At 66.4% G+C, this 18,448-nt stretch carries 17 protein-coding genes; 9 read left to right on the forward strand and 8 right to left on the reverse strand.

Translation table 11 applies throughout. The annotated features are described in order from the left end of the window. Window positions 1–87: 87 nt before the first annotated feature. The 4 genes from ACTHNR_RS17590 to ACTHNR_RS17605 are packed head-to-tail and all read left to right on the forward strand — an operon-like array spanning window position 88 to window position 4,743. Entirely contained in the window at window positions 88–759 is a 672-nt protein-coding gene (locus ACTHNR_RS17590; protein ID WP_440548936.1) for a LutC/YkgG family protein, read from the forward strand. A gap of 51 nt (window positions 760–810) precedes the next feature. Next, entirely contained in the window at window positions 811–2,253 is a 1,443-nt protein-coding gene (locus ACTHNR_RS17595) for a sodium:proton antiporter (protein ID WP_440548937.1), read from the forward strand. Window positions 2,254–2,266: 13 nt separating this feature from the next. Beyond that, complete coding sequence (locus ACTHNR_RS17600; protein WP_440548938.1) at window positions 2,267–3,256, forward strand: 2-hydroxyacid dehydrogenase; 990 nt, start codon at window positions 2,267–2,269, stop codon at window positions 3,254–3,256. After that, window positions 3,253–4,743 (forward strand): DNA recombination protein RmuC, encoded by a 1,491-nt coding sequence (locus tag ACTHNR_RS17605; RefSeq protein WP_440548939.1) that lies wholly within the window; start codon window positions 3,253–3,255, stop codon window positions 4,741–4,743. Before ACTHNR_RS17600 ends, ACTHNR_RS17605 begins: the two co-directional genes overlap by 4 nt. A gap of 88 nt (window positions 4,744–4,831) precedes the next feature. Here ACTHNR_RS17605 and ACTHNR_RS17610 read toward each other — a convergent pair whose 3' ends face one another. The 6 genes from ACTHNR_RS17610 to ACTHNR_RS17635 form a co-directional block, all read right to left on the reverse strand. Further along, a complete protein-coding gene (locus ACTHNR_RS17610; RefSeq protein WP_440548940.1) occupies window positions 4,832–5,317 on the reverse strand; it encodes an N-acetyltransferase family protein in 486 nt (161 codons plus the stop codon). Further along, on the reverse strand, window positions 5,314–5,589 hold the full coding sequence (locus ACTHNR_RS17615) for a hypothetical protein (protein ID WP_440548941.1): 276 nt from the start codon (window positions 5,587–5,589) through the stop codon (window positions 5,314–5,316). The genes ACTHNR_RS17610 and ACTHNR_RS17615 overlap by 4 nt, the downstream gene beginning before the upstream one ends. An 83-nt stretch (window positions 5,590–5,672) precedes the next feature. Beyond that, window positions 5,673–6,968, reverse strand: coding sequence for a molybdopterin molybdotransferase MoeA (gene moeA / locus ACTHNR_RS17620; protein WP_440548942.1), 1,296 nt, complete (start codon window positions 6,966–6,968; stop codon window positions 5,673–5,675). Window positions 6,969–7,024: 56 nt separating this feature from the next. After that, entirely contained in the window at window positions 7,025–7,669 is a 645-nt protein-coding gene (gene mobA, locus ACTHNR_RS17625; RefSeq protein WP_440548943.1) for a molybdenum cofactor guanylyltransferase MobA, read from the reverse strand. Window positions 7,670–7,685: 16 nt separating this feature from the next. Beyond that, window positions 7,686–8,795: a GTP 3',8-cyclase MoaA gene (gene moaA / locus ACTHNR_RS17630; RefSeq protein ID WP_440548944.1), complete on the reverse strand. Its 1,110-nt coding sequence runs from the start codon at window positions 8,793–8,795 to the stop codon at window positions 7,686–7,688. 229 nt (window positions 8,796–9,024) lie between these two features. Further along, a complete protein-coding gene (locus ACTHNR_RS17635; RefSeq protein WP_440548945.1) occupies window positions 9,025–12,126 on the reverse strand; it encodes an Rne/Rng family ribonuclease in 3,102 nt (1,033 codons plus the stop codon). 724 nt (window positions 12,127–12,850) lie between these two features. Between ACTHNR_RS17635 and ACTHNR_RS17640 the strand changes: the two genes are divergently transcribed. The 4 genes from ACTHNR_RS17640 to ACTHNR_RS17655 are packed head-to-tail and all read left to right on the forward strand — an operon-like array spanning window position 12,851 to window position 16,012. Beyond that, entirely contained in the window at window positions 12,851–13,885 is a 1,035-nt protein-coding gene (locus tag ACTHNR_RS17640; protein WP_440548946.1) for an RluA family pseudouridine synthase, read from the forward strand. Next, window positions 13,866–14,525, forward strand: a complete 660-nt coding sequence (locus ACTHNR_RS17645) for an HAD-IIIA family hydrolase (protein WP_440548947.1) — start codon at window positions 13,866–13,868, stop codon at window positions 14,523–14,525. Before ACTHNR_RS17640 ends, ACTHNR_RS17645 begins: the two co-directional genes overlap by 20 nt. Continuing rightward, the gene (locus ACTHNR_RS17650) at window positions 14,522–14,923 is read left to right on the forward strand and encodes a Rieske (2Fe-2S) protein (protein ID WP_440548948.1); all 402 of its coding nucleotides are present in this window, start codon (window positions 14,522–14,524) and stop codon (window positions 14,921–14,923) included. Before ACTHNR_RS17645 ends, ACTHNR_RS17650 begins: the two co-directional genes overlap by 4 nt. Window positions 14,924–14,962: 39 nt before the next feature. Beyond that, a complete protein-coding gene (locus ACTHNR_RS17655; RefSeq protein WP_440548949.1) occupies window positions 14,963–16,012 on the forward strand; it encodes a S49 family peptidase in 1,050 nt (349 codons plus the stop codon). Between the two features lie 85 nt (window positions 16,013–16,097). Here ACTHNR_RS17655 and ACTHNR_RS17660 read toward each other — a convergent pair whose 3' ends face one another. Both ACTHNR_RS17660 and ACTHNR_RS17665 read right to left on the reverse strand, forming a co-directional pair. Further along, window positions 16,098–16,820 carry an SAM-dependent methyltransferase gene (locus tag ACTHNR_RS17660; protein WP_440548950.1) on the reverse strand — a complete coding sequence of 241 codons (723 nt, stop codon included), beginning with the start codon at window positions 16,818–16,820 and terminating at the stop codon, window positions 16,098–16,100. Next, window positions 16,817–17,455: a Maf-like protein gene (locus ACTHNR_RS17665; protein WP_440548951.1), complete on the reverse strand. Its 639-nt coding sequence runs from the start codon at window positions 17,453–17,455 to the stop codon at window positions 16,817–16,819. Before ACTHNR_RS17665 ends, ACTHNR_RS17660 begins: the two co-directional genes overlap by 4 nt. Before the next feature lie 237 nt (window positions 17,456–17,692). Between ACTHNR_RS17665 and ACTHNR_RS17670 the strand changes: the two genes are divergently transcribed. Then, window positions 17,693–18,367 carry a DUF177 domain-containing protein gene (locus ACTHNR_RS17670; protein ID WP_440548952.1) on the forward strand — a complete coding sequence of 225 codons (675 nt, stop codon included), beginning with the start codon at window positions 17,693–17,695 and terminating at the stop codon, window positions 18,365–18,367. Window positions 18,368–18,448 lie beyond the last annotated feature (81 nt).

The raw sequence follows: 18,448 nt of genomic DNA on the forward strand, positions 1-18,448 counted from the left end.
CGAGCGGCTTGGCCGACCGGCCGATGTATCCCAAAAAAGAACGTCCGTATAATCGGCCATTCGTTTGGTCTCGTGATGGGGAACGCAATGGATACATCGGCGGCGCGGCGCAACATTCTCGCGCGCATTCGCGCGGCCTCGGGCCGCTCGGCGCAGCCGGAAGCTTCGGAGCGCGAAGCGGTTGCCGATTACCTGCAACGGCATCCGGTCGGTCCGCGTCCCGATATGCCGGTCGATCGCGAAGGGCTCGCGACGCGTTTCGTCGACGAAGCGCGCTTGATGGCGAGTACAGTCGAGATCGTCGAATCGCTCGACGAAGTCCCGGCTGCCGCCGCACGCTACCTCGCCCAATTCGGCATGGCGCCGCGCGCCGTGGCTTGGGCCACGCTCGAGTCGCTGCCTTGGGCCCAAGCCGGCGTGTCGGTCGAGTTTCGCAAGCCCGAGAACGGCGATCTCGTCGGCATCACGGGCTGCTTCTGCGCGACGGCCGAGACCGGTTCGCTCGTGCTGCTGTCGGGGCCCGATTCCGAGGCCTCGATGGCGCTGCTACCGGAAACGCACATCGCCGTCGTGCCTGCTTCACGCATCGTCGCGGGCCATGAGGAAGCGTTCGCGCTCATGCGCGCCGAACGTGGCGAGCTGCCGCGCGCCGTCAACTTCGTGTCGGGCCCTTCGCGTACCGGCGATATCGAGCAAACGATCGTGCTCGGGGCACACGGCCCGTACCGTGTTCATGCGATCGTCGTGCGCGGCGGTTGATTCGCGGCGCGCGCGGCATGCGCGCGCCTTCGTCATTCAAGAGAGGAATACATGGTCCAACCACGGGCCGCCTGCTCGCGCAAGGCGGCGGCGGGGGCATTTGCATCGGTAGCGCTCGCGTGGCCCGCCGGCGCGTGGGCGGCCGCGCTGCCGGACGGCGCGGCGCTGGGGCCGCATTGGGCGCTGCCCTTCGCGGGCATCTTGCTGTCCATCGCGGTGATTCCGCTGTTCGCCCCCGCGTTCTGGCATCGGCATTTCGGCAAAGTGGCGGCGCTCTGGGCGATCGCTTTTCTCGCGCCGTTCGCCTATGCGTTCGGCGCCGCCGCCGCCGCACTCGCGCTCGCGCATGCGTTCGTCGCCGAGTACATCCCGTTCATCGTCCTGCTCACCGCGCTCTACACGATCGCGGGCGGAATTTGCGTGCGCGGCAATCTGCACGGCTCGCCTCGGGTCAACACGGCGATGCTCGCGCTCGGCACGGCGCTCGCGAGCATCATGGGCACGACAGGCGCGGCCATGCTGCTGATCCGGCCGCTGCTGCGCGCGAACGACAACCGCCGGCACGTGGTGCACGTGTTCGTGTTCTTCATCTTCCTCGTTGCGAACGTGGGCGGCTCGCTGTCGCCGCTGGGCGATCCACCGCTGTTTCTCGGCTTCTTGAACGGCGTGGGGTTCTTTTGGACGACGCGCCATCTCGCGCTGCCGATGCTGTTCGTTACGGCGGTTCTGCTGACCGTGTTTTACGCGCTCGACGCCTACTTCTACAAGCGCCCGGGTGAAGAGCGCGCGCCAGGCCTCGACCCGTCGCCCGATTCGCTCGGCATCGTCATCGAAGGCAAGCGCAATTTCGGTCTGCTCGCGCTCGCCATCGCGCTCGTGCTGATGAGCGGGCTCTGGAAGCCGGGCATCGTGTTCGACGTGGCGGGCGCGCATCTCGCGCTGCAAGACGTCGTGCGCGATACGGCGCTTGCCGTGCTGACGCTCGTGTCGCTTGCGATCACACCGCGCACCGCGCGCACGGGCAACGCGTTCAATTGGGCGCCGATCGAGGAAGTGGCCAAGCTATTCGCCGCGATCTTCGTGACGATCGCGCCCGTCGTGATGATGCTGAAAGCCGGCGAGCGCGGCGCGTTCGCGTCCGTGCTTCACGTCGTCACCGACACGCAGGGCAGGCCCATCGACGCGATGTATTTCTGGGCAACGGGTATCCTGTCGTCGTTTCTCGATAATGCGCCGACGTACCTCGTATTCTTCAATTTGATGGGCGGCGACGCTCGCGTGTTGATGGACACGGGCGCCTCGACGCTCGTGGCTATCTCGGCCGGCGCCGTGTTCATGGGGGCCAACAGCTACATCGGCAATGCGCCGAATTTCATGGTCAAGGCGATCGCCGAGTCGCGCGGCGTGCGCATGCCGAGCTTTTTCGGCTACCTCGGTTGGTCGGGCGCCGTGCTGATACCGGTGTTCCTGCTGACGACGTGGCTGTTTTTTTAATCCTGGAGATGTCATGCAGAAGATTCTCGTCGCGCGTCCGATATTTCCCGATGTCGTCGACCGTCTCAGGCAACACTTCGACGTCGATTGGAACGATGGGCCCGCGTTGCCGGCCGAAGAACTGGCGCGCAGGCTCGCCGATAAGGATGGCGCATTGACGGCCGGCGATCCGATCGACGCATCGGTCTTCGCGGCCGCTCCGCGGCTGCGCGCGGTCGCCAACATGGCCGTCGGCTACAACAATTTCGATATCGACGCGTTCAACGCGGCCAACGTCATCGCGACGAACACGCCCGATGTGCTGAACGAAGCGACGGCCGATTTCGGCTGGGCGCTCATGATGGCGGCGGCGCGGCGCGTCACCGAGAGCGAGCATTGGCTGCGCGCCGGCAAGTGGGGCGCCTGGCGTTACGACGGCTTTTTAGGCGGCGATGTGTACGGCTCGACGCTCGGCATCATCGGCATGGGCCGAATCGGGCAAGCGCTCGCGCGGCGCGCGCTCGGGTTCTCGATGCGCGTCGTCTATCACAACCGTTCGCGCGTGGCCCCGGGGATCGAGAGCGAACTGGGTGCGCAGTATCTGTCCAAGGAAGACCTGTTGCGACAGTCCGATCACGTCGTGCTTGTCGTGCCGTACAGCGCGCAGAGTCATCACACGATCGGCGCGGCCGAACTCGCGCTGATGAAGCCCACCGCCACTCTGACGAACATCGCGCGCGGCGGCATCGTCGACGATGCCGCGTTGGCCGACGCGCTGCACGAACGCCGTATCGCGGCCGCGGGTCTCGACGTATTCGAGGGTGAGCCGAAGGTGCATCCTCGACTGTTGTCTGCGCCGAGCGTGGTCTTGACGCCGCACATCGCGAGCGCGACCGAATCGACGCGCCGCGCCATGGCCAATCTCGCGGCCGACAATCTCATCGCCGCGCTCGGCGTGGGGCCGCGCGCCGGGCGACCGCCGAATCCGATCAACCCTGAAGTACTGGGACGTACGCGTTCATGACGACCATACTGATTGCAGCGCTCGCGCTGGCCGTGGTGATCTTGGCGATCGCCCTCGCGTTGGCGATAAGGGGCGCCGCGCGCGCGAACGACAGCGTCGCGCTGGCCGAACTCGGCGAATGCATCGAGAGGGCCGGCGAAACGCAAGGGCGCGCCTACGAACGGCTCGAACGAGAGCTGCGGGGCGAGATCACCGAGACTTCTCGGCTTTCCCGCGTCGAACTCGGAGGCGGCTTCGCGCAGTTTCAGCAGACCCTGGCCGCGCAACTGACGAGCGTGGCCACCGTGCAGAACCAGCAGATCGACGGCTTCGCCATGCGTCTTGCTCAGCTGACCGAAACGAACGCGGTGCAGCTCGACGCGATGCGCGAGAGCTTGCAGCGCCACTCGCACGAATCGCGGGACGAACAGTCTGCCGCGCTCAAGCGTTTCGGGGACACGCTGGCCCAGCAGCTCGCGCAGCTCGTCGAGGCGAACGATCGCCGCTTCGCCGAGGTGCGTGCGACGCTCGAGGCGCGGCTCAAGGATATCGAAGCGAACAACGCGACCAAGCTGGAAGAGATGCGCCGCACCGTCGACGAAAAGCTGCACGCGACGCTCGAGCAGCGGCTCGGCGAATCGTTCAAGCTCGTGTCGGACCGGCTCGAGCAAGTGCATCGCGGGCTTGGCGAGATGCAGACGTTGGCCGCCGGCGTCGGCGATCTGAAGAAGGTGCTGACGAATGTCAAAACGCGCGGCACATGGGGGGAGGTCCAGCTCGAGGCGTTGCTCGAGCAGATTCTCACGCCCGACCAATACGCGAAAAACGTCCCGACGGTGCCCAAGAGCGCGGAGCGCGTCGAGTTCGCGATCAAGCTGCCCGGCCGCTTGGAAAGCGCAAGCGGGCAGGGGGTGGCCACGCCCGTATGGCTGCCCATCGACGCCAAGTTCCCGCGCGAAGACTACGAGCGCTTGATCGATGCGCAGGAGCGTGCCGATCCCGTGGCGGTAGAGGAAGCGTCGCGCGCCCTCGAAGCGCGTGTGCGCGGCGAGGCCCGTACGATTTCGGAAAAGTACGTGGCGCCGCCGCATACGACCGATTTCGCGCTGCTGTTTCTGCCGACCGAGGGGCTATATGCCGAGGTGCTGCGGCGGCCGGGGCTGACCGATCAATTGCAGCGCGACTATCGCGTGACGATCGCGGGCCCCACGACGCTGACGGCCCTTTTGAACAGCCTGCAGATGGGCTTCCGAACGCTCGCGATCGAGAAGCGCTCGAGCGAAGTGTGGCAGGTGCTCGGCGCCGTCAAGACCGAGTTCGGCAAGTTCGGCGATGTCCTCGCGAAGACCAAGTCGCAGCTCGAAACGGTCACGAGGTCGATCGAAGCGGCGGAGCGGCGCACGCGCGTCATGAACACGAGGCTGCGCGAGGTGGAGGCTTTGCCCGGCGACCAAACGGAAGGGTTGCTCGGCGACGCCTATGCAGGCTTGCAAGAGCCCGACGTGTGAGCGGTTCGCTCGCTCTCGGGCGATTCGGCGCGCGTCGTCGGCGGAACGTTCTGCGGCGGCGCACTAGCGTGGGCCGCCGCAGAACGTATCAGGCGCCGCCGGCGAGCCGTGTCAACGCGTCGTCCGTCACCCGGACGATGCGCCAATCGGGCATGACCGTCGCGCCCATCTTCGTATAAAAGTCGATCGCGGTTTGGTTCCAGTCGAGCACCGACCATTCGAACCGCCCGCATTGACGCTCGACGGCGATCGCGGCCACGCGGCGCAGCAGGGCGGTGCCCAGCCCGCTTCCACGCAGCGCCGGCTGCACATAGAGATCTTCGAGGTAGAGGCCCCGCCGGCTCAGGAACGTCGAGAAGTTGTGGAAGAACAGCGCGTAGCCGACGACGCGTCCCTCTCGTTCGGCGACGAGCGCCTCGACGGCGGGCCGCGCGCCGAACAGCGCGTCGTTCAGCGACGCCTCGGTGGCGACGAACAAATGCGTAAGCTTTTCGTATTCCGCCAACTCATGCATGAGGCCGAGCATCGCGCTCACATCTTGAGGTGCCGCGCCGCGGATGATGTCGGCCGTCATGCTTCCTCCGGCACGTCGGAGAGGACGATCTCGATGCCGCCGAAACGCCCGGCCACCCAGTTGTAGGCATGGCAGGCGATCCAAAGCAAGACGAAACCGAGAATCGCGTTCAGCAGCAGTGCGCTGAAAATCGTGCTGAGTTCGACCGATCCGTGGCGGATGAACGCGACGAGGATACCGAGCAGGACGATCGGCATACTGAACGTCAGATAGACGAGGATGAGCGCCTTCGCGGTCTGTCCGGGCGCAATCGACAAGATTTGTTTTTTCATTGAAAGAAGCCTCTGTAAGAGACGATGTGCGGATGTTCTGGTGTGCTAACCCGGAAACTCGGCAGCCGATATTCGGCTGCCGATCAAATGAGCCCGTCGAAGGGCATGATCTCGACGGCGTCGCCGGCAGCGACATCGGCTCGATCGTGATCGAGAACGATGAAACAATTCGCTTCGCTCATCGAACTGAGTACGCCCGACCCCTGCGAGCGCGTGGGCGCGACGCTCCAATGCCCGGCAGCATCGCGCGTGGCGACGCCGCGCAAGAATTCCGTGCGGCCCGGCCGCTTTTTGATCGGTACCCGGCTCGCGGCCGCAAATTGTAGCGGCGCGCTCGCGGTGGCGCCCGACATCGTCAAGAGCGCTTCGCGCACGAGCTGGTAAAACGTGACCATGACCGCGACGGGATTGCCCGGCAAACCGAAAAACACGGCGCTGGGTTGGTTCGAGCCGCGTTCTCCGGGCCATAGACGACCGAACGCGAGCGGGCGGCCCGGACGCATGGCGAGCTGCCAGAAGGCGACGTCGCCGAACGTCGAGGTCATGCGCGCCGTGAAATCGGCATCCCCGACAGACACGCCACCCGAGGTCAGCACGACATCGGCGCTGGCGGCAGCCGCACGAAGGGCGGCTTCCAGCGCGTCGGGCTCATCGCGCACGACGCCTAGATCCAGGGCGTCGATGTTCATCCGAGCGAGCATGGCGTGGAGCGTGTACCGGTTGCTGTCGTATACGCAGCCGGCGTCGAGCGGCTCGCCGACCGAGCGCAGTTCGTCGCCGGTCGAAAAGAAGGCAACGCGCAGGCGCCGCCGCACCGCGACTTCCGCAACGCCGAGCGACGCGAGCAGGCCGAGGTCGGATGCGCGCACGACACGTCCCGCTTCCAGCGCGGCACCGCCGCGTGCGATGTCCTCGCCGGCGCGCCTGCAATTGGCTCCCCGCTCGATTCGGTGGGCGTCGAAAGTGACGGCCTCATCGACGCGCGTGACGAGCTCTTGCGGCACGACGGTGTCGCAGCCGTCCGGCATGGGTGCGCCCGTCATGATTCTGACGCATTCGCCGGCTCCGCAGGTTTGGCTGTACGGATGGCCCGCGCGCGCTTGCCCGGCCACGGCAAGCGTGAGCGGCGCACCACCTTGCGCTAGGGTCGCGCCGTCGAATGCATACCCGTCCATTGCGGCGTTGTCGTGCGCCGGCACATCGATAGGCGAGACGATATCCTCTGCTAGGACTCGGTCCAGCGCCGCGCGCAAGGCCACGCGCTCGGCCGTCGCCACACGCGACACCGCGCGCCCGATGATCGCGCGTGCGGTCTCGACGGGAAGCGGATTGGGGGCGGACGTGGCGCTTTGGCCGGACATGTCGTTGGAGATCTTCATCGAGGGTCGTGCGCGCCGCATGCCAGGCAGGTCGCGCGCTTCGAGTCTTGGCCGAATTATTGTCCGCGCTCGGGCTGATCGCCGTACGCTCGCTCGAGCTCGGCAAGCTCATGCAAAGAGTTGGCATTGTAAAACGCGCGCTCGTCGCGGAAGGGCACTTCGACGTGCTTGTGGCGCGCGTACCACGTGCGAACCTTGCGTTCGCCCGCATCGAGATACGCGGCCAGATCGTCGGCGAGCGCCGTGCGTACGAGAGCGACCACGGGGTGCAGGCTCGCGTGGCCCGCCGCGTCCACCGTGGCCGCGACGGCGATGTCGGCCTGGGCGGCGTCGAACGCCGTGAGCAGCCGGTCGGCCAAATCGGCCGGCAAGTTCGGGGTATCGCAGGGCGCGCAGAGCGCGAGTTCGCTCGACGTTGCGCGCAGTCCCGCGAGCAGGCCGGCCAGCGGTCCGGGGAAATCATCCGTCGCGTCTTCGACGACGCGTGCGTTGAAGGCCGCCCCCAACTGCAGGTAGTCGTCGCGATGGCGATTCGCGCTAATTAAGAGGGTGTCGACTTGCGGCGCTAAGCGCCTGGCGACATGAACCGCGAGCGGCGCGCCGGCGAGCGGCTGCAGCCCTTTGTCGAGCCCGCCCATGCGCGTGCCGCGGCCGCCGGCCAAGACGATGCCGGTAATGCGAGTGCGCGTGCCCGAGTTCATTGCGTGGGAACTGAGGCTAGCCGCCGATGTACGACATTTCGACGCGCGCCTGGCCGTTCGACGCGGCGTCGGCTGCCGCGCTGCCTCGCAATTGCGAGTACCGGTCGGCGCGCGCGTGCCAGATGCGGCCGATCGCCGTGGCGATTTCATCGTCGGTCGCGCCGCCGCGCACGAGGCCACGCAGGTCGTGACCCGCAGAGGCGAACAGGCAGAGGTAGAGCTTGCCCTCCGTCGAGAGCCGGGCGCGCGTGCAGGTGCCGCAGAAGGCGCGCGTGACGCTCGAAATCACGCCGATTTCACCGTCGCCGTCGGCGTAGCCCCAGCGCTGCGCGGTTTCGGCCGGGGTATGAGCCTCGAGCGGAACGAGCGGAAAGTGCTCGGCGATCCGGGCGACGACGTCGGCGGACGGCAACACTTCCGTCATGTTCCATCCGTTCGACGCACCGACGTCCATGTATTCGATGAACCGCAGCACCGCGCCCGAGCCCTTGAAATGGCGGGCCATCGGGACGATCTCGCCGTCGTTCGTCCCGCGCTTGACCACCATGTTCACTTTGAGCGGCGCGAGCCCGGCGGCTTGCGCGGCCTCGATGCCGTCGAGCACCGAGCCCGGCGCGAAGTCGGCATCGTTCATTCGCTTGAAAAGCGCGTCGTCGAGCGCATCCAGGCTGACCGTGACACGCGTCAAGCCGGCCGCCTTGAGGCTGCGCGCCTTGCGCGCCAGCAGCGAGCCGTTCGTGGTCAGCGTGAGGTCGAGCGGCCGCCCGTCGGGCGTGGATAACGCTGCAAGGCGCTCGATGAGTCGCTCGATGTCCTTGCGCAACAGCGGCTCGCCGCCCGTCAGGCGAATTTTGTCGACGCCGTGCGCGACGAACAGCCGCGCGAGCCGCTCGATTTCCTCGAACGTCAGCAATGCACCGTGCGGCAAGAACGGGTAGTCCTTGTCGAAGACGGCGCGCGGCATGCAGTAGACGCAGCGGAAGTTGCAGCGATCGGTGACGGAGATGCGCAAATCGCGCAGCGGCCTGGCGAGCGTATCGGTGAGCGTCCCGCGCGGAGCGAACGGCGCGCCGGCGACATCGGGGATCGCGCTGACGTCGGCCACGGGAATGATGCGTCGGGACATGATGAGGCAATAAACGAGCAGAAGCCCATTCTAACGGAATGACCGCTCGGCCGGACGACATGGCCCGCCTGACGCTGAGGATAACCGCGAAATGTCTGATGTGAATCAAAAACGGGGTCGCGAAACCCCGAAAAGGTGCTGACGAGGCGGGCGCGGGCTCACAAAAAAGCCCGCCTCGAAGGGCGGGCCGGCGGCACGGGAAGGGCGCCTTCGCGCCCTTCGGACCTGTTTATGCGTCCTTGTGCGTTTCGATTTGCTGCATCGGCGTGGGGTCGACCGGCGGCAGCGCCTTGCGCTCGCGCGGCACGCGCACGGGGGCCGGTGCTTGCGCAGCCGCTTCACGCGCGGCATGCAGCTTCTGCTCATCGGTGTTGACCCAAACGAGGCCGGCCGATTCCAGCATCGGCTGCAGTTCGGAGACCGACAAACCGTTCGCTCGCGGCGCGCGCGTGGCGATGGTTTCGAACGCCTCCGGACGCTGTGCGACCTCGGTCACCGCGCTGGCCGCTTCGATCGGCGCGGGCACGGGAATCACGACGGGCGAAGCGGCCGCTGCCGTTTCCACCTGCGCGACGTCCGGCGCGGGCACGGGCTCTGCCGGGGTGGCCGGAGCAGTCGGGGCAGTCTCGATGGCGCGTGCGACGGCCGATTCCGGTTCGGCGGAGATCGGTGCGGGCGCGGCCGGCGCCGACGGCACCGCGGCCTCGTGCTCGACCGGCGCGGCGGTGCTCGACGAAGGGGGCGCGACCGGTTCGGCGGCCTCGACAGCCGGCGTTTCCGCCAGCGGCGTAGCGACAGCCTCTCGGGTAGCCACCGGCGTCACGGTTGCCGGTTCGGCTCGTGCTTCGGCCGGCAGTTCGGCTTCAGCCTGCGGCACACCCTCGAACGCCGCGGCGTGCTCGTGCGCTTGAGCGGCTTCGACGACAGGCGCCGCTTGCGGCGGCACGGCGGATGCGGCGCCTTCGGCTTCCGCCACGTCGGCGGCCAGCGTGGCGTTCACGCCGTCTTCCTCGCGCTCGCGACGGCCGCCACGACGACCGCGGCGGCGGCGGCGGCGTTCTTCGCCATCACGCCCTGCCGCTTCCTGCTCGGGCGCGGGAACGCCTGCGGCGACCGCGTTTTCGACGTCCTGCGCCTCGACGCGTGCAGCCGCTTCCACGGCTACTTCGGGTTGCGGCTTCCGGCGCTCGCCGCGCTCGGGACGCTCCGCGCGCTCTTGACGTTCACCGCGCTCGGCACGCTCGGTGCGCTCGCCTCGCTCGCCGCGTTCCGCACGCTCGCCGCGTTCGCGACGTTCCTGGCGGTCCTGACGTTCACCGCGGGTTCCGGCTTCCACCGTCTCGGCACGCTCTTGACCGCGCTCGCCGCGGCCTTCGCGCCCTTCACGCGGCTCGCGCGCGGGCCGTTGCGACGGCTGCTGAGCGCCGCGTCCGCCGACGGCCGCTTCCTGACGACCGGCGCCGTCGCGGGGCGCGCCGCCGCGGCGATTGCGATTGCGCTCGCCGCCGCGTTCTTGACGCTCACCGCGCTCGCCACGTTCACCGCGGGCGGGACGCACTGGCTGGACCGGTTCGGGTGCGCTCGCCGGAGCGGCTTCCTGAGCGCCGAACAGGCTCTTGATCCAACCGAAGAATCCGCCCGTGCGGGGGGCGGCGACGGCCGGGGTCGGCGTGCTCGCCGCTTCCGGACGCACCGGTGCGCTCGGCGCGGGCCGCTCCGGCGTGATGCCCTTGACCGCCGCTTCCTGCTTCGGCTTCACCTCTTCGGCGCGCTTGCTGTAAGCCGTCTCCGATTCGAGCTCGCGAGCGGCTTCCTCGGCCATCTTCCACGAGGCGCGCGGCTCGTCCAGGCGCGCATCGTCATGACGCAGACGCTCGAGCTTGTAGTGCGGCGTATCGAGGTGCTTGTTCGGGATGAGTACGACGCCCACCTTGAAGCGCGACTCGATCTTGTTGATTTCCTGACGCTTCTCGTTGAGCAGGAAGGCGGTCACTTCGACCGGCACCTGGCAGTGGATCGCCGCGGTGTTTTCCTTCATCGCCTCTTCTTGAATGATCCGCAGCACTTGCAGCGCGGACGATTCCGTATCGCGAATGTGGCCCGTGCCGTTGCAGCGCGGGCAAGTCACATGGCTGCCTTCCGACAAAGCCGGACGCAGACGCTGGCGCGACAGCTCCATCAGGCCGAAGCGCGAAATCTTGCCCATTTGCACGCGCGCGCGGTCGTGCTTGAGCGCGTCTTTCAGGCGCTGCTCGACTTCGCGCTGGCTCTTGGCCGATTCCATGTCGATGAAATCGATCACGATCAGGCCGCCGAGGTCGCGCAACCGCAATTGGCGCGCCACTTCGTCGGCCGCCTCGAGGTTCGTGCGCGTGGCCGTTTCCTCGATATCCGCGCCCTTGGTGGCGCGCGCCGAGTTCACATCGATCGCGACGAGCGCTTCCGTATGGTCGATGACGATCGCGCCGCCCGAAGGCAGCGGCACCGTGCGCGAGTACGCGGTTTCGATCTGGTGCTCGATCTGAAAGCGCGAGAACAGCGGCACGTCGTCGTGGTAGCGCTTCACCTTGCCGACGTTGTCGGGCATTACGATATCCATGAAGGCGCGGGCCTGGTCGTGGATTTCCGTGGTGTCGATGAGGATTTCGCCGATATCGGGCTGGAAGTAGTCGCGAATCGCTCGAATGACGAGGCTCGATTCGAGATAAATCAGCATCGGTTGGCCGGCCTGGCCGCTTTGCGACGCCGCTTCGATCGCGCGCCACAACTGCATCAGGTAGTTCAAGTCCCACTGCAGCTCTTCGGCGCTGCGGCCGATGCCGGCCGTGCGCGCGATGATGCTCATGCCGTCGGGCAACTGCAGCTGCGCCATCGTCTCGCGCAATTCCTGCCGATCGTCGCCCTCGATGCGGCGCGATACGCCGCCCCCGCGTGGGTTGTTCGGCATCAAGACCAGGTAGCGGCCGGCGAGCGAGATGAAGGTGGTGAGCGCCGCGCCCTTGTTGCCGCGCTCTTCCTTCTCCACCTGGACGATCAGTTCCTGGCCCTCGCGCAAGGCGTCTTGAATGCGCGCGGAGCGCATGTCGACGCCTTCCCTGAAGTACTGGCGCGCGACTTCCTTGAAGGGCAGGAAGCCGTGACGGTCTTCGCCGTAATTGACGAAGCACGCTTCGAGCGAAGGCTCGATGCGCGTCACGATCCCCTTGTAGATATTGCCTTTGCGCTGTTCGCGGCCGGCGGTTTCGATATCGATGTCGATGAGTTTTTGCCCATCGACGATGGCGACGCGCAGTTCTTCCTGCTGCGTCGCATTGAACAGCATGCGTTTCATTGAACGGCTCCAGAGCGGCGTCGCCGCGCGTCCGAACCGGATGACCGGCCGAACGACGCGAGGGTGCGCGCCGCGTCCTTATTGTGTTTTCACCAGCACGCTGGAGCGGGAACGATGGCGGGGAGAATTGCCTGAGAGGACTCGCTTGGCCGAACAGGGCCGCGAGCCGCATGGGCGCATGCGAACACGGCTTCAAATAACGGCGTCGCACGGGGCGCGCGCCGAGCGCTCGGGGATCCTCGCTTGGACCCGGCGCGCCTTTCTATGCGCGTGCCGGACCGGGGAAAGCCGCGCCGCGTGTGGCGGCGCGAAGCCCGATGCATGCTCGACCGCCGCACGGCGTGTCTCGCCAATTTTTTGACGTCGCCGAAAGTCCCGCTTCACGCGGAACGGACAGGGCGCTCGCCGTAGGTTTCGCAATCGGGAGCCCGGTTTCGCTCGACAAACGCGCGATGCCACCGAGGCTCACCTGATGAATTCTTTTTTACCAAAATTCCGTTACCGTCGGCATCGACCGCAACCGAACGCGCCTATGGGCGACGTCCCTGCTGCAATGAATGCCGTGCGTGCAACTCGTTGCTACTCGATTCAGGGCGAGCAACCAGCCCTTGGATACTGCCAAGCAAGTAAAATAACAGGTTCTTGCATCACCCTGGGCAATCCGGACGAACGGCAGCGAAAAAAACGCGCCGTGCACGGATGGCTGGGGCAAATTATATTCAGAATGAATGAGTTAGGCAAAATATCCCAGAAATCGGTCGCAGCCGACCAGGTCTCGATGATACAGGTGGACGATGGGGCCGCCGGGCAACGCATCGACAATTTCTTGCTGCGCGTCTGCAAAGGGGTGCCGAAAAGTCATATTTATCGAATCCTGCGCAGCGGCGAAGTGCGGGTCAACAAGAAGCGCATCGATGCGAAATACCGCTTGGTAGCGGGCGATGTCGTGCGCGTCCCGCCGATTCGCGTCGCGCAATCGGACGTCTTGGAGGCCGGTTTGGCCGCGATGGCCGCGCCTCCGGCGAATTTCGAGGTCATTTTCGAAGACGAGCACATGCTCGCGATCAACAAGCCCGCCGGCGTGGCCGTTCATGGCGGCAGCGGGATCGCGTTCGGCGTGATCGAGCAGATGCGCGAGGCGCGGCCGCTCGGCAAGTTCTTGGAACTCGTGCACCGGCTCGATCGCGAAACGTCCGGCATCTTGCTGCTCGCAAAGAAGCGGGCGGCGCTGGTTGGCCTGCACGAGCAAATTCGAGACAACCGGATGGACAAGCGCTATTACGCATGCGTCCATGGGGAATGGGCGAGCGACTGGGGGCGCAGGCGTGCAGTCAAGGAACCGCTTTACAAATACCTGACGCCGGAAGGCGAGCGTCGCGTGCGCGTGCAGCCGGACGGCCTGCCGTCCCATACGGTGTTCAATCTGGTCGAGCGCTGGCCAGGCTACGCGCTCATCGAAGCCGAGCTCAAGACGGGGCGAACCCACCAGATACGCGTGCATCTGGCCCATTTGGGGCTGCCGATCGTCGGCGACGCCAAATACGGCGACTTCGCGCTGAATAAGGCTCTCGCGCGCTCGGGCGCGCGCCCGTCGTTCAAACGCATGTTTCTGCACGCGTACCGCTTGCGTTTGACGCATCCGATCACGGGCGAGCCGCTCGAACTTAGCGCGCCCTTGCCGGACGAATGCCGGCGGTTCCTCGATCAACTCACCGACTTGCGCAAAGAGGCGCAACCCGATGCCCCGACAGCAATTTGACCTCATCGTCTTCGATTGGGACGGCACGTTGATGGATTCGACGGCGCACATCGCGCGCAGCATCCAGGCCGCTTGCCGCGACCTGGGCCTGCCCGTGCCCGCCGACGACGCCGCGCGCTACGTGATCGGCCTCGGCCTGCGCGATGCGCTGCAGATCGCCGCCCCTTCGCTCGACCCGGCCGACTATCCGCGCCTGGCCGAGCGCTATCGCTTCCACTATCTCGTCAAGGATGCGCACACCGAGCTGTTCGCCGGGGTGCGGGAGCTGCTCGACGAACTGCGCGCGCAAGGCTATTTGCTTGCCGTCGCGACCGGCAAGAGCCGCGTGGGACTGAACCGGGCGCTCGACGAGGTGCGGCTCACGAGCGTGTTCGACGGGACGCGCTGCGCCGACGAGACGTTCTCGAAGCCGCATCCCGCGATGCTGCACGAGCTCACGCGCGAACTCGGGCAGGACCTCCTGCGCACGGTCATGATCGGCGACACCACGCACGACCTTCAAATGGCGACGAACGCCGGCGCGGCCGGCGTGGCCGTCACGTACGGCGCCCACCCGGCCGATGCGCTCGTCAAGCTCGAGCCGCGTTTCGTCGCCGAAAGCGTCGCCTCCCTGGCCGGGTGGCTCAGGGAGCACGCATGAGCGCGGGCGAGCGCCAAGCGGTGCGCGTCTGCGCGAGCGAGGAACTCGTCGATGGCGGCAATGGCGTGCGTCTGGCCGCCCGCTATCTCGACGGGGACGCCGTGGTCTTCTTCGTGCGCTATGACGGGCGCGCCTACGGCTATTTGAACCGTTGCGCGCACGTGCCGATGGAACTCGACTGGGTCGAGGGCCAGTTCTTCGAATCGTCGGGCTTATACTTGATGTGCGCGACCCATGGCGCGATTTATGCGCCCGACACCGGGCGCTGCGTCGGCGGTCCGTGCCGCGGCGCGCGGCTGCGCCCCGTCGAGGTCGAGGAGCGCGAGACGCCCGTTGGGCGCGCGGTTTTTTGGCTGCCCGACGGCGATCTCCAGCCGGCGACGGCCGCCTCCCAATGACGAATATCGCGTTATCTCGATAACAACGAACGAAAACACATGGCCGATCAACACACGCCCGAACCGCAGGAATCCACCGAATCGCCCATTGAGCAGCACCAAGCCGAAACGCCTAGGGCGTCGCAGCCACAGCCGAATGCGGGCGGCCCCGCGCGGGAGGCCAATTGGGAGCGCGCGGCGCTCGAGCGGATCGCGCTCGCGGCCATCAACGAGCAAAGGGCCGCGCGCCGGTGGAAGATCTTTTTCCGGTTCGCATTTTTGGCGGTCGTGCTGCTTATCTTCATTAGCGTGTTCGCCGCGTCGCATAAGCAGGTCGCGGCAACGGGCCGTCACACGGCGCTCGTTTCCCTGGAAGGCGAGATTTCCGCGGATAAAAACGCTAACGCGAAGTCCATCGACCGTTCGCTGCGCCGCGCATTCTCCGATGCCGATTCGGCCGGTGTCATCCTCTATATCAACAGCCCCGGCGGCTCGCCCGTGCAGGCCGGCATCATGAATGCGGAAATTCGTCGCCTGCGCGCGAAATATCCGGCCAAGCCGCTCTACGTCGTGGTCGGCGACATGTGCGCGTCGGGCGGGTATTACGTGGCGGCGGCGGCCGACAAGATCTACGTCGATCGCGCGAGCATCGTCGGCTCGATCGGCGTGCTGATGGACGGCTTCGGCTTCACGGGATTGATGGACAAGCTCGGCATACAGCGACGGTTGCACACGTCGGGCGAGAACAAGGGCTTTTTCGATCCGTTCTCGCCCGAGACGCCGGCGATGGATGCGCACGCTCAGGCCATGCTGGATGAAATCCACCAGCAATTCATCGACGCGGTCCGCCAGGGACGCGGCAAGCGCCTGCATGAGACGCCCGATATCTTTTCCGGGCTGTTCTGGACGGGCGAGAAGAGCGTCCAGCTCGGTTTGGCCGACGGTTATGGCGACACAGGCTATGTGGCGCGCGACATCATCAAGGCGCCCGACATCGTCGACTACACGGAGAAGGAAAGCATTCCCGATCGCATCGCGCGCAAGTTCGGCACGGCGGTGGGCGAGGGAGCCGTCCACGCGCTCGTGCTCGGCGGCATGAAGCTGCAGTGAGCGCGAGGGCGGCGGTCGAGGCATCGGCCGCCGCGGCATCGGCCGCCGACCCAAATGCCTTGCCGCGGCTTGGTTTTCGGCGTCGTCAGCGCGCCAGCATCAAGAAGATCGCCGGCCGCTTATGCATATCGAACGCGCCGGCGTGTTTTTTCCAATCGACGGCGCTGCGCGTCGCGATTCGTTCCGATTCCAGCGTCAAATCCACGGCTACCGTGATGAGCGTGGAAGGGGCGCAGCTCGCGACGAGCGCATCGAGCAGCGCGCGGTTTCGATAGGGCGTTTCGATGAATATCTGCGTTTCGCGCCCTTTGCGCGAGCGCTGTTCGAGTTCGCGCAGTGTCTTGGCGCGCTCGCCCGCGTCGACCGGTAGATAACCATGGAATGCGAAACGTTGCCCGTCGAGCCCCGAGGCCATCAGCGCGAGCAGGATCGAGCTGGGTCCGACGAGCGGGACGACCTTGACGCCGCGCTCGTGCGCTCGGCGCACGAGCAGGGCGCCCGGATCGGCCACGGCCGGACAGCCGGCTTCGGACACCAGGCCGCCGTCCGCGCCGGCGAGGATCGGCGCGAGTAGGCGCTCGACTTCGGCGGGCGGCGTGTTCACGTTGAGCTCCCGAATCTCGATCTCCTGTATTGGCCGGGTGACGCCCACGCGCTTGAGGAATGCGCGCGTGCTCTTGGCGTTTTCGCCGACGAAGTAGCCGAGCGAAGCGGCGCGTGCGACGACGCTCGCGGGCAAGACAGTGGCGAGCGCCTCGGCGCTTCCGTCGCCCAGTGCGTTTGGGATCAAATACAGGACGCCGCTCATCGAGCGCCTCCGAATAAGGGGTACCCGGCGGCGCGCAGCATGCGCGTCAGGGCGATGAGGGGCAGGCCGACGAGCGCGGTCGGGTCGTCCGATTCGATCGTTTCCAGGAGCGCGATGCCCAGACCTTCCGACTTTGCGCTACCGGCGACGTCGTAGGGGGTTTCAGCGCGCAGATAGGCGTCGAGTTCGGCGTCGGACAGATCGCGAAACCGGACGCGGGTAACGACGTCCTCCGTCTGCGCGACGCCGCGCGCGCTCTCGAACAAGCATAGGGCGCTATGAAATTCGACCGTTCGGCCGCGCATGGCGCGCAGTTGCTCGAGCGCTTTCTCGTGCGTCCCTGGCTTGCCGATTTGGCGGCCGTCGAACGTCGCCACTTGATCGGACCCGATCACGAGCAAAGGCGCGGCCTGGCCGGCAGACTGTGGGCTCGCCTCGCGCTGCGCGACAGCGCGTGCCTTTGCCTGCGCGAGCCGCAGCGCCGTGGCCGCCGGCGCTTCGCCCGCGAGCGGCGTCTCGTCGAGCGCCGGCACGCAAACGTCGAACGCAACGCGCAACCGCTCGAGGAGCGCGCGACGGTAGGGCGAACTGGAGGCGAGAATCAAGCGAGGCGGTGCGGCGATGGAATCGGGCATGGTCGTGCGTGAGAAGCGGGATGAGATGCGGGATAAGATGCAGGGCCAGAGCGACGCGGTGCGCCGCGAATCGGGCCTCGCCTCGATCGTTTAAGTGATTGACTGAAAAAGATAAATCGAATATAGTTTCCGGCTTTTCACGGTGCCGCAATTTCGTTCTGAGCGTGCCGCCGCGAGCGGTGCCGGATGCGCGGCGAGAGTGTAGCGAAAGAACAGCGGCGTAGCGAGGAGCGAACCATGTCCCAACACCCGGGCAAGACTGGCGGGCTCATCGATCCGCACGCAATCGACGTCTTCGAATTCGCGCGCAGCGGTCGTCAGGCCGCCGGAGCGGTGCGTGTTTCGCAGTTGCCGCGCATGCTGGCCGAAGTGCCGGCGGAAGCGCCCGATCGCGACACGCTTTTCACGTGGCAGGCTGAAGGTTCGACGCAACCCGAGCTGCAGGACGACGGCACCGAGGCCGCGCAGCCTTACTTGCGGCTTGCGCTGCATGGCGCGGCGTGGCTCGAGTGTCAGCGATGCCTCGCGCCGTACGAGCAGGCCTTCGATGTCGAGGCCACCTACCGGCTCGTCGCCACGGAAGCGGAAGCCGAAGCGTTCCCGCTCGATGAGGACGAGATCGACGTCATCGTCGGCTCGCGCCAATTCGATCTCGTCGAGCTGATCGAGGAAGAGCTGCTGTTGTCGCTGCCGCTCGTGCCGAAGCATGAACACTGCCCGCAAGTGCACGAAAGCCTCGTGTCGGGCGCGGCCGGCGAGCATGCGAGCGAGCTCGGCGACGAAGAAGAACAAAGCGGCGGCGAACAACGGGCGCCGGGCGCCGGCGAGCAAGCCGATGCCGGTAAGCCCAATCCATTCGCCGCGCTCGAGACGCTCAAGCGTGGCGGCGGCGAGAGCGGCAAGAAGCATTGAGCCGTTGCATGACTAATGAGTAGCGCGATGCGGCGCGCCGGCCGTTTGGCCACTGGCGTTACGCCGATCGGGCTGTGTTAG

It is taken from the genome of Trinickia sp. (genome assembly GCF_051954495.1).
Taxonomy (GTDB): Bacteria; Pseudomonadota; Gammaproteobacteria; order Burkholderiales; family Burkholderiaceae; genus Trinickia.

Excerpts from the sequence above, each read along its gene's own strand:
- ACTHNR_RS17590 (WP_440548936.1), top strand. The coding sequence starts at position 88 with ATGGATACATCGGCGGCGCGGCGCAACATTCTCGCGCGCATTCGCGCG.
- ACTHNR_RS17595 (WP_440548937.1), top strand. The coding sequence starts at position 811 with ATGGTCCAACCACGGGCCGCCTGCTCGCGCAAGGCGGCGGCGGGGGCA.
- ACTHNR_RS17600 (WP_440548938.1), top strand. The coding sequence starts at position 2,267 with ATGCAGAAGATTCTCGTCGCGCGTCCGATATTTCCCGATGTCGTCGAC.
- ACTHNR_RS17605 (WP_440548939.1), top strand. The coding sequence starts at position 3,253 with ATGACGACCATACTGATTGCAGCGCTCGCGCTGGCCGTGGTGATCTTG.
- ACTHNR_RS17610 (WP_440548940.1), bottom strand. The coding sequence starts at position 5,317 with ATGACGGCCGACATCATCCGCGGCGCGGCACCTCAAGATGTGAGCGCG.
- ACTHNR_RS17615 (WP_440548941.1), bottom strand. The coding sequence starts at position 5,589 with ATGAAAAAACAAATCTTGTCGATTGCGCCCGGACAGACCGCGAAGGCG.
- moeA (WP_440548942.1), bottom strand. The coding sequence starts at position 6,968 with ATGAAGATCTCCAACGACATGTCCGGCCAAAGCGCCACGTCCGCCCCC.
- mobA (WP_440548943.1), bottom strand. The coding sequence starts at position 7,669 with ATGAACTCGGGCACGCGCACTCGCATTACCGGCATCGTCTTGGCCGGC.
- moaA (WP_440548944.1), bottom strand. The coding sequence starts at position 8,795 with ATGTCCCGACGCATCATTCCCGTGGCCGACGTCAGCGCGATCCCCGAT.
- ACTHNR_RS17635 (WP_440548945.1), bottom strand. The coding sequence starts at position 12,126 with ATGAAACGCATGCTGTTCAATGCGACGCAGCAGGAAGAACTGCGCGTC.
- ACTHNR_RS17640 (WP_440548946.1), top strand. The coding sequence starts at position 12,851 with ATGAATGAGTTAGGCAAAATATCCCAGAAATCGGTCGCAGCCGACCAG.
- ACTHNR_RS17645 (WP_440548947.1), top strand. The coding sequence starts at position 13,866 with ATGCCCCGACAGCAATTTGACCTCATCGTCTTCGATTGGGACGGCACG.
- ACTHNR_RS17650 (WP_440548948.1), top strand. The coding sequence starts at position 14,522 with ATGAGCGCGGGCGAGCGCCAAGCGGTGCGCGTCTGCGCGAGCGAGGAA.
- ACTHNR_RS17655 (WP_440548949.1), top strand. The coding sequence starts at position 14,963 with ATGGCCGATCAACACACGCCCGAACCGCAGGAATCCACCGAATCGCCC.
- ACTHNR_RS17660 (WP_440548950.1), bottom strand. The coding sequence starts at position 16,820 with ATGAGCGGCGTCCTGTATTTGATCCCAAACGCACTGGGCGACGGAAGC.
- ACTHNR_RS17665 (WP_440548951.1), bottom strand. The coding sequence starts at position 17,455 with ATGCCCGATTCCATCGCCGCACCGCCTCGCTTGATTCTCGCCTCCAGT.
- ACTHNR_RS17670 (WP_440548952.1), top strand. The coding sequence starts at position 17,693 with ATGTCCCAACACCCGGGCAAGACTGGCGGGCTCATCGATCCGCACGCA.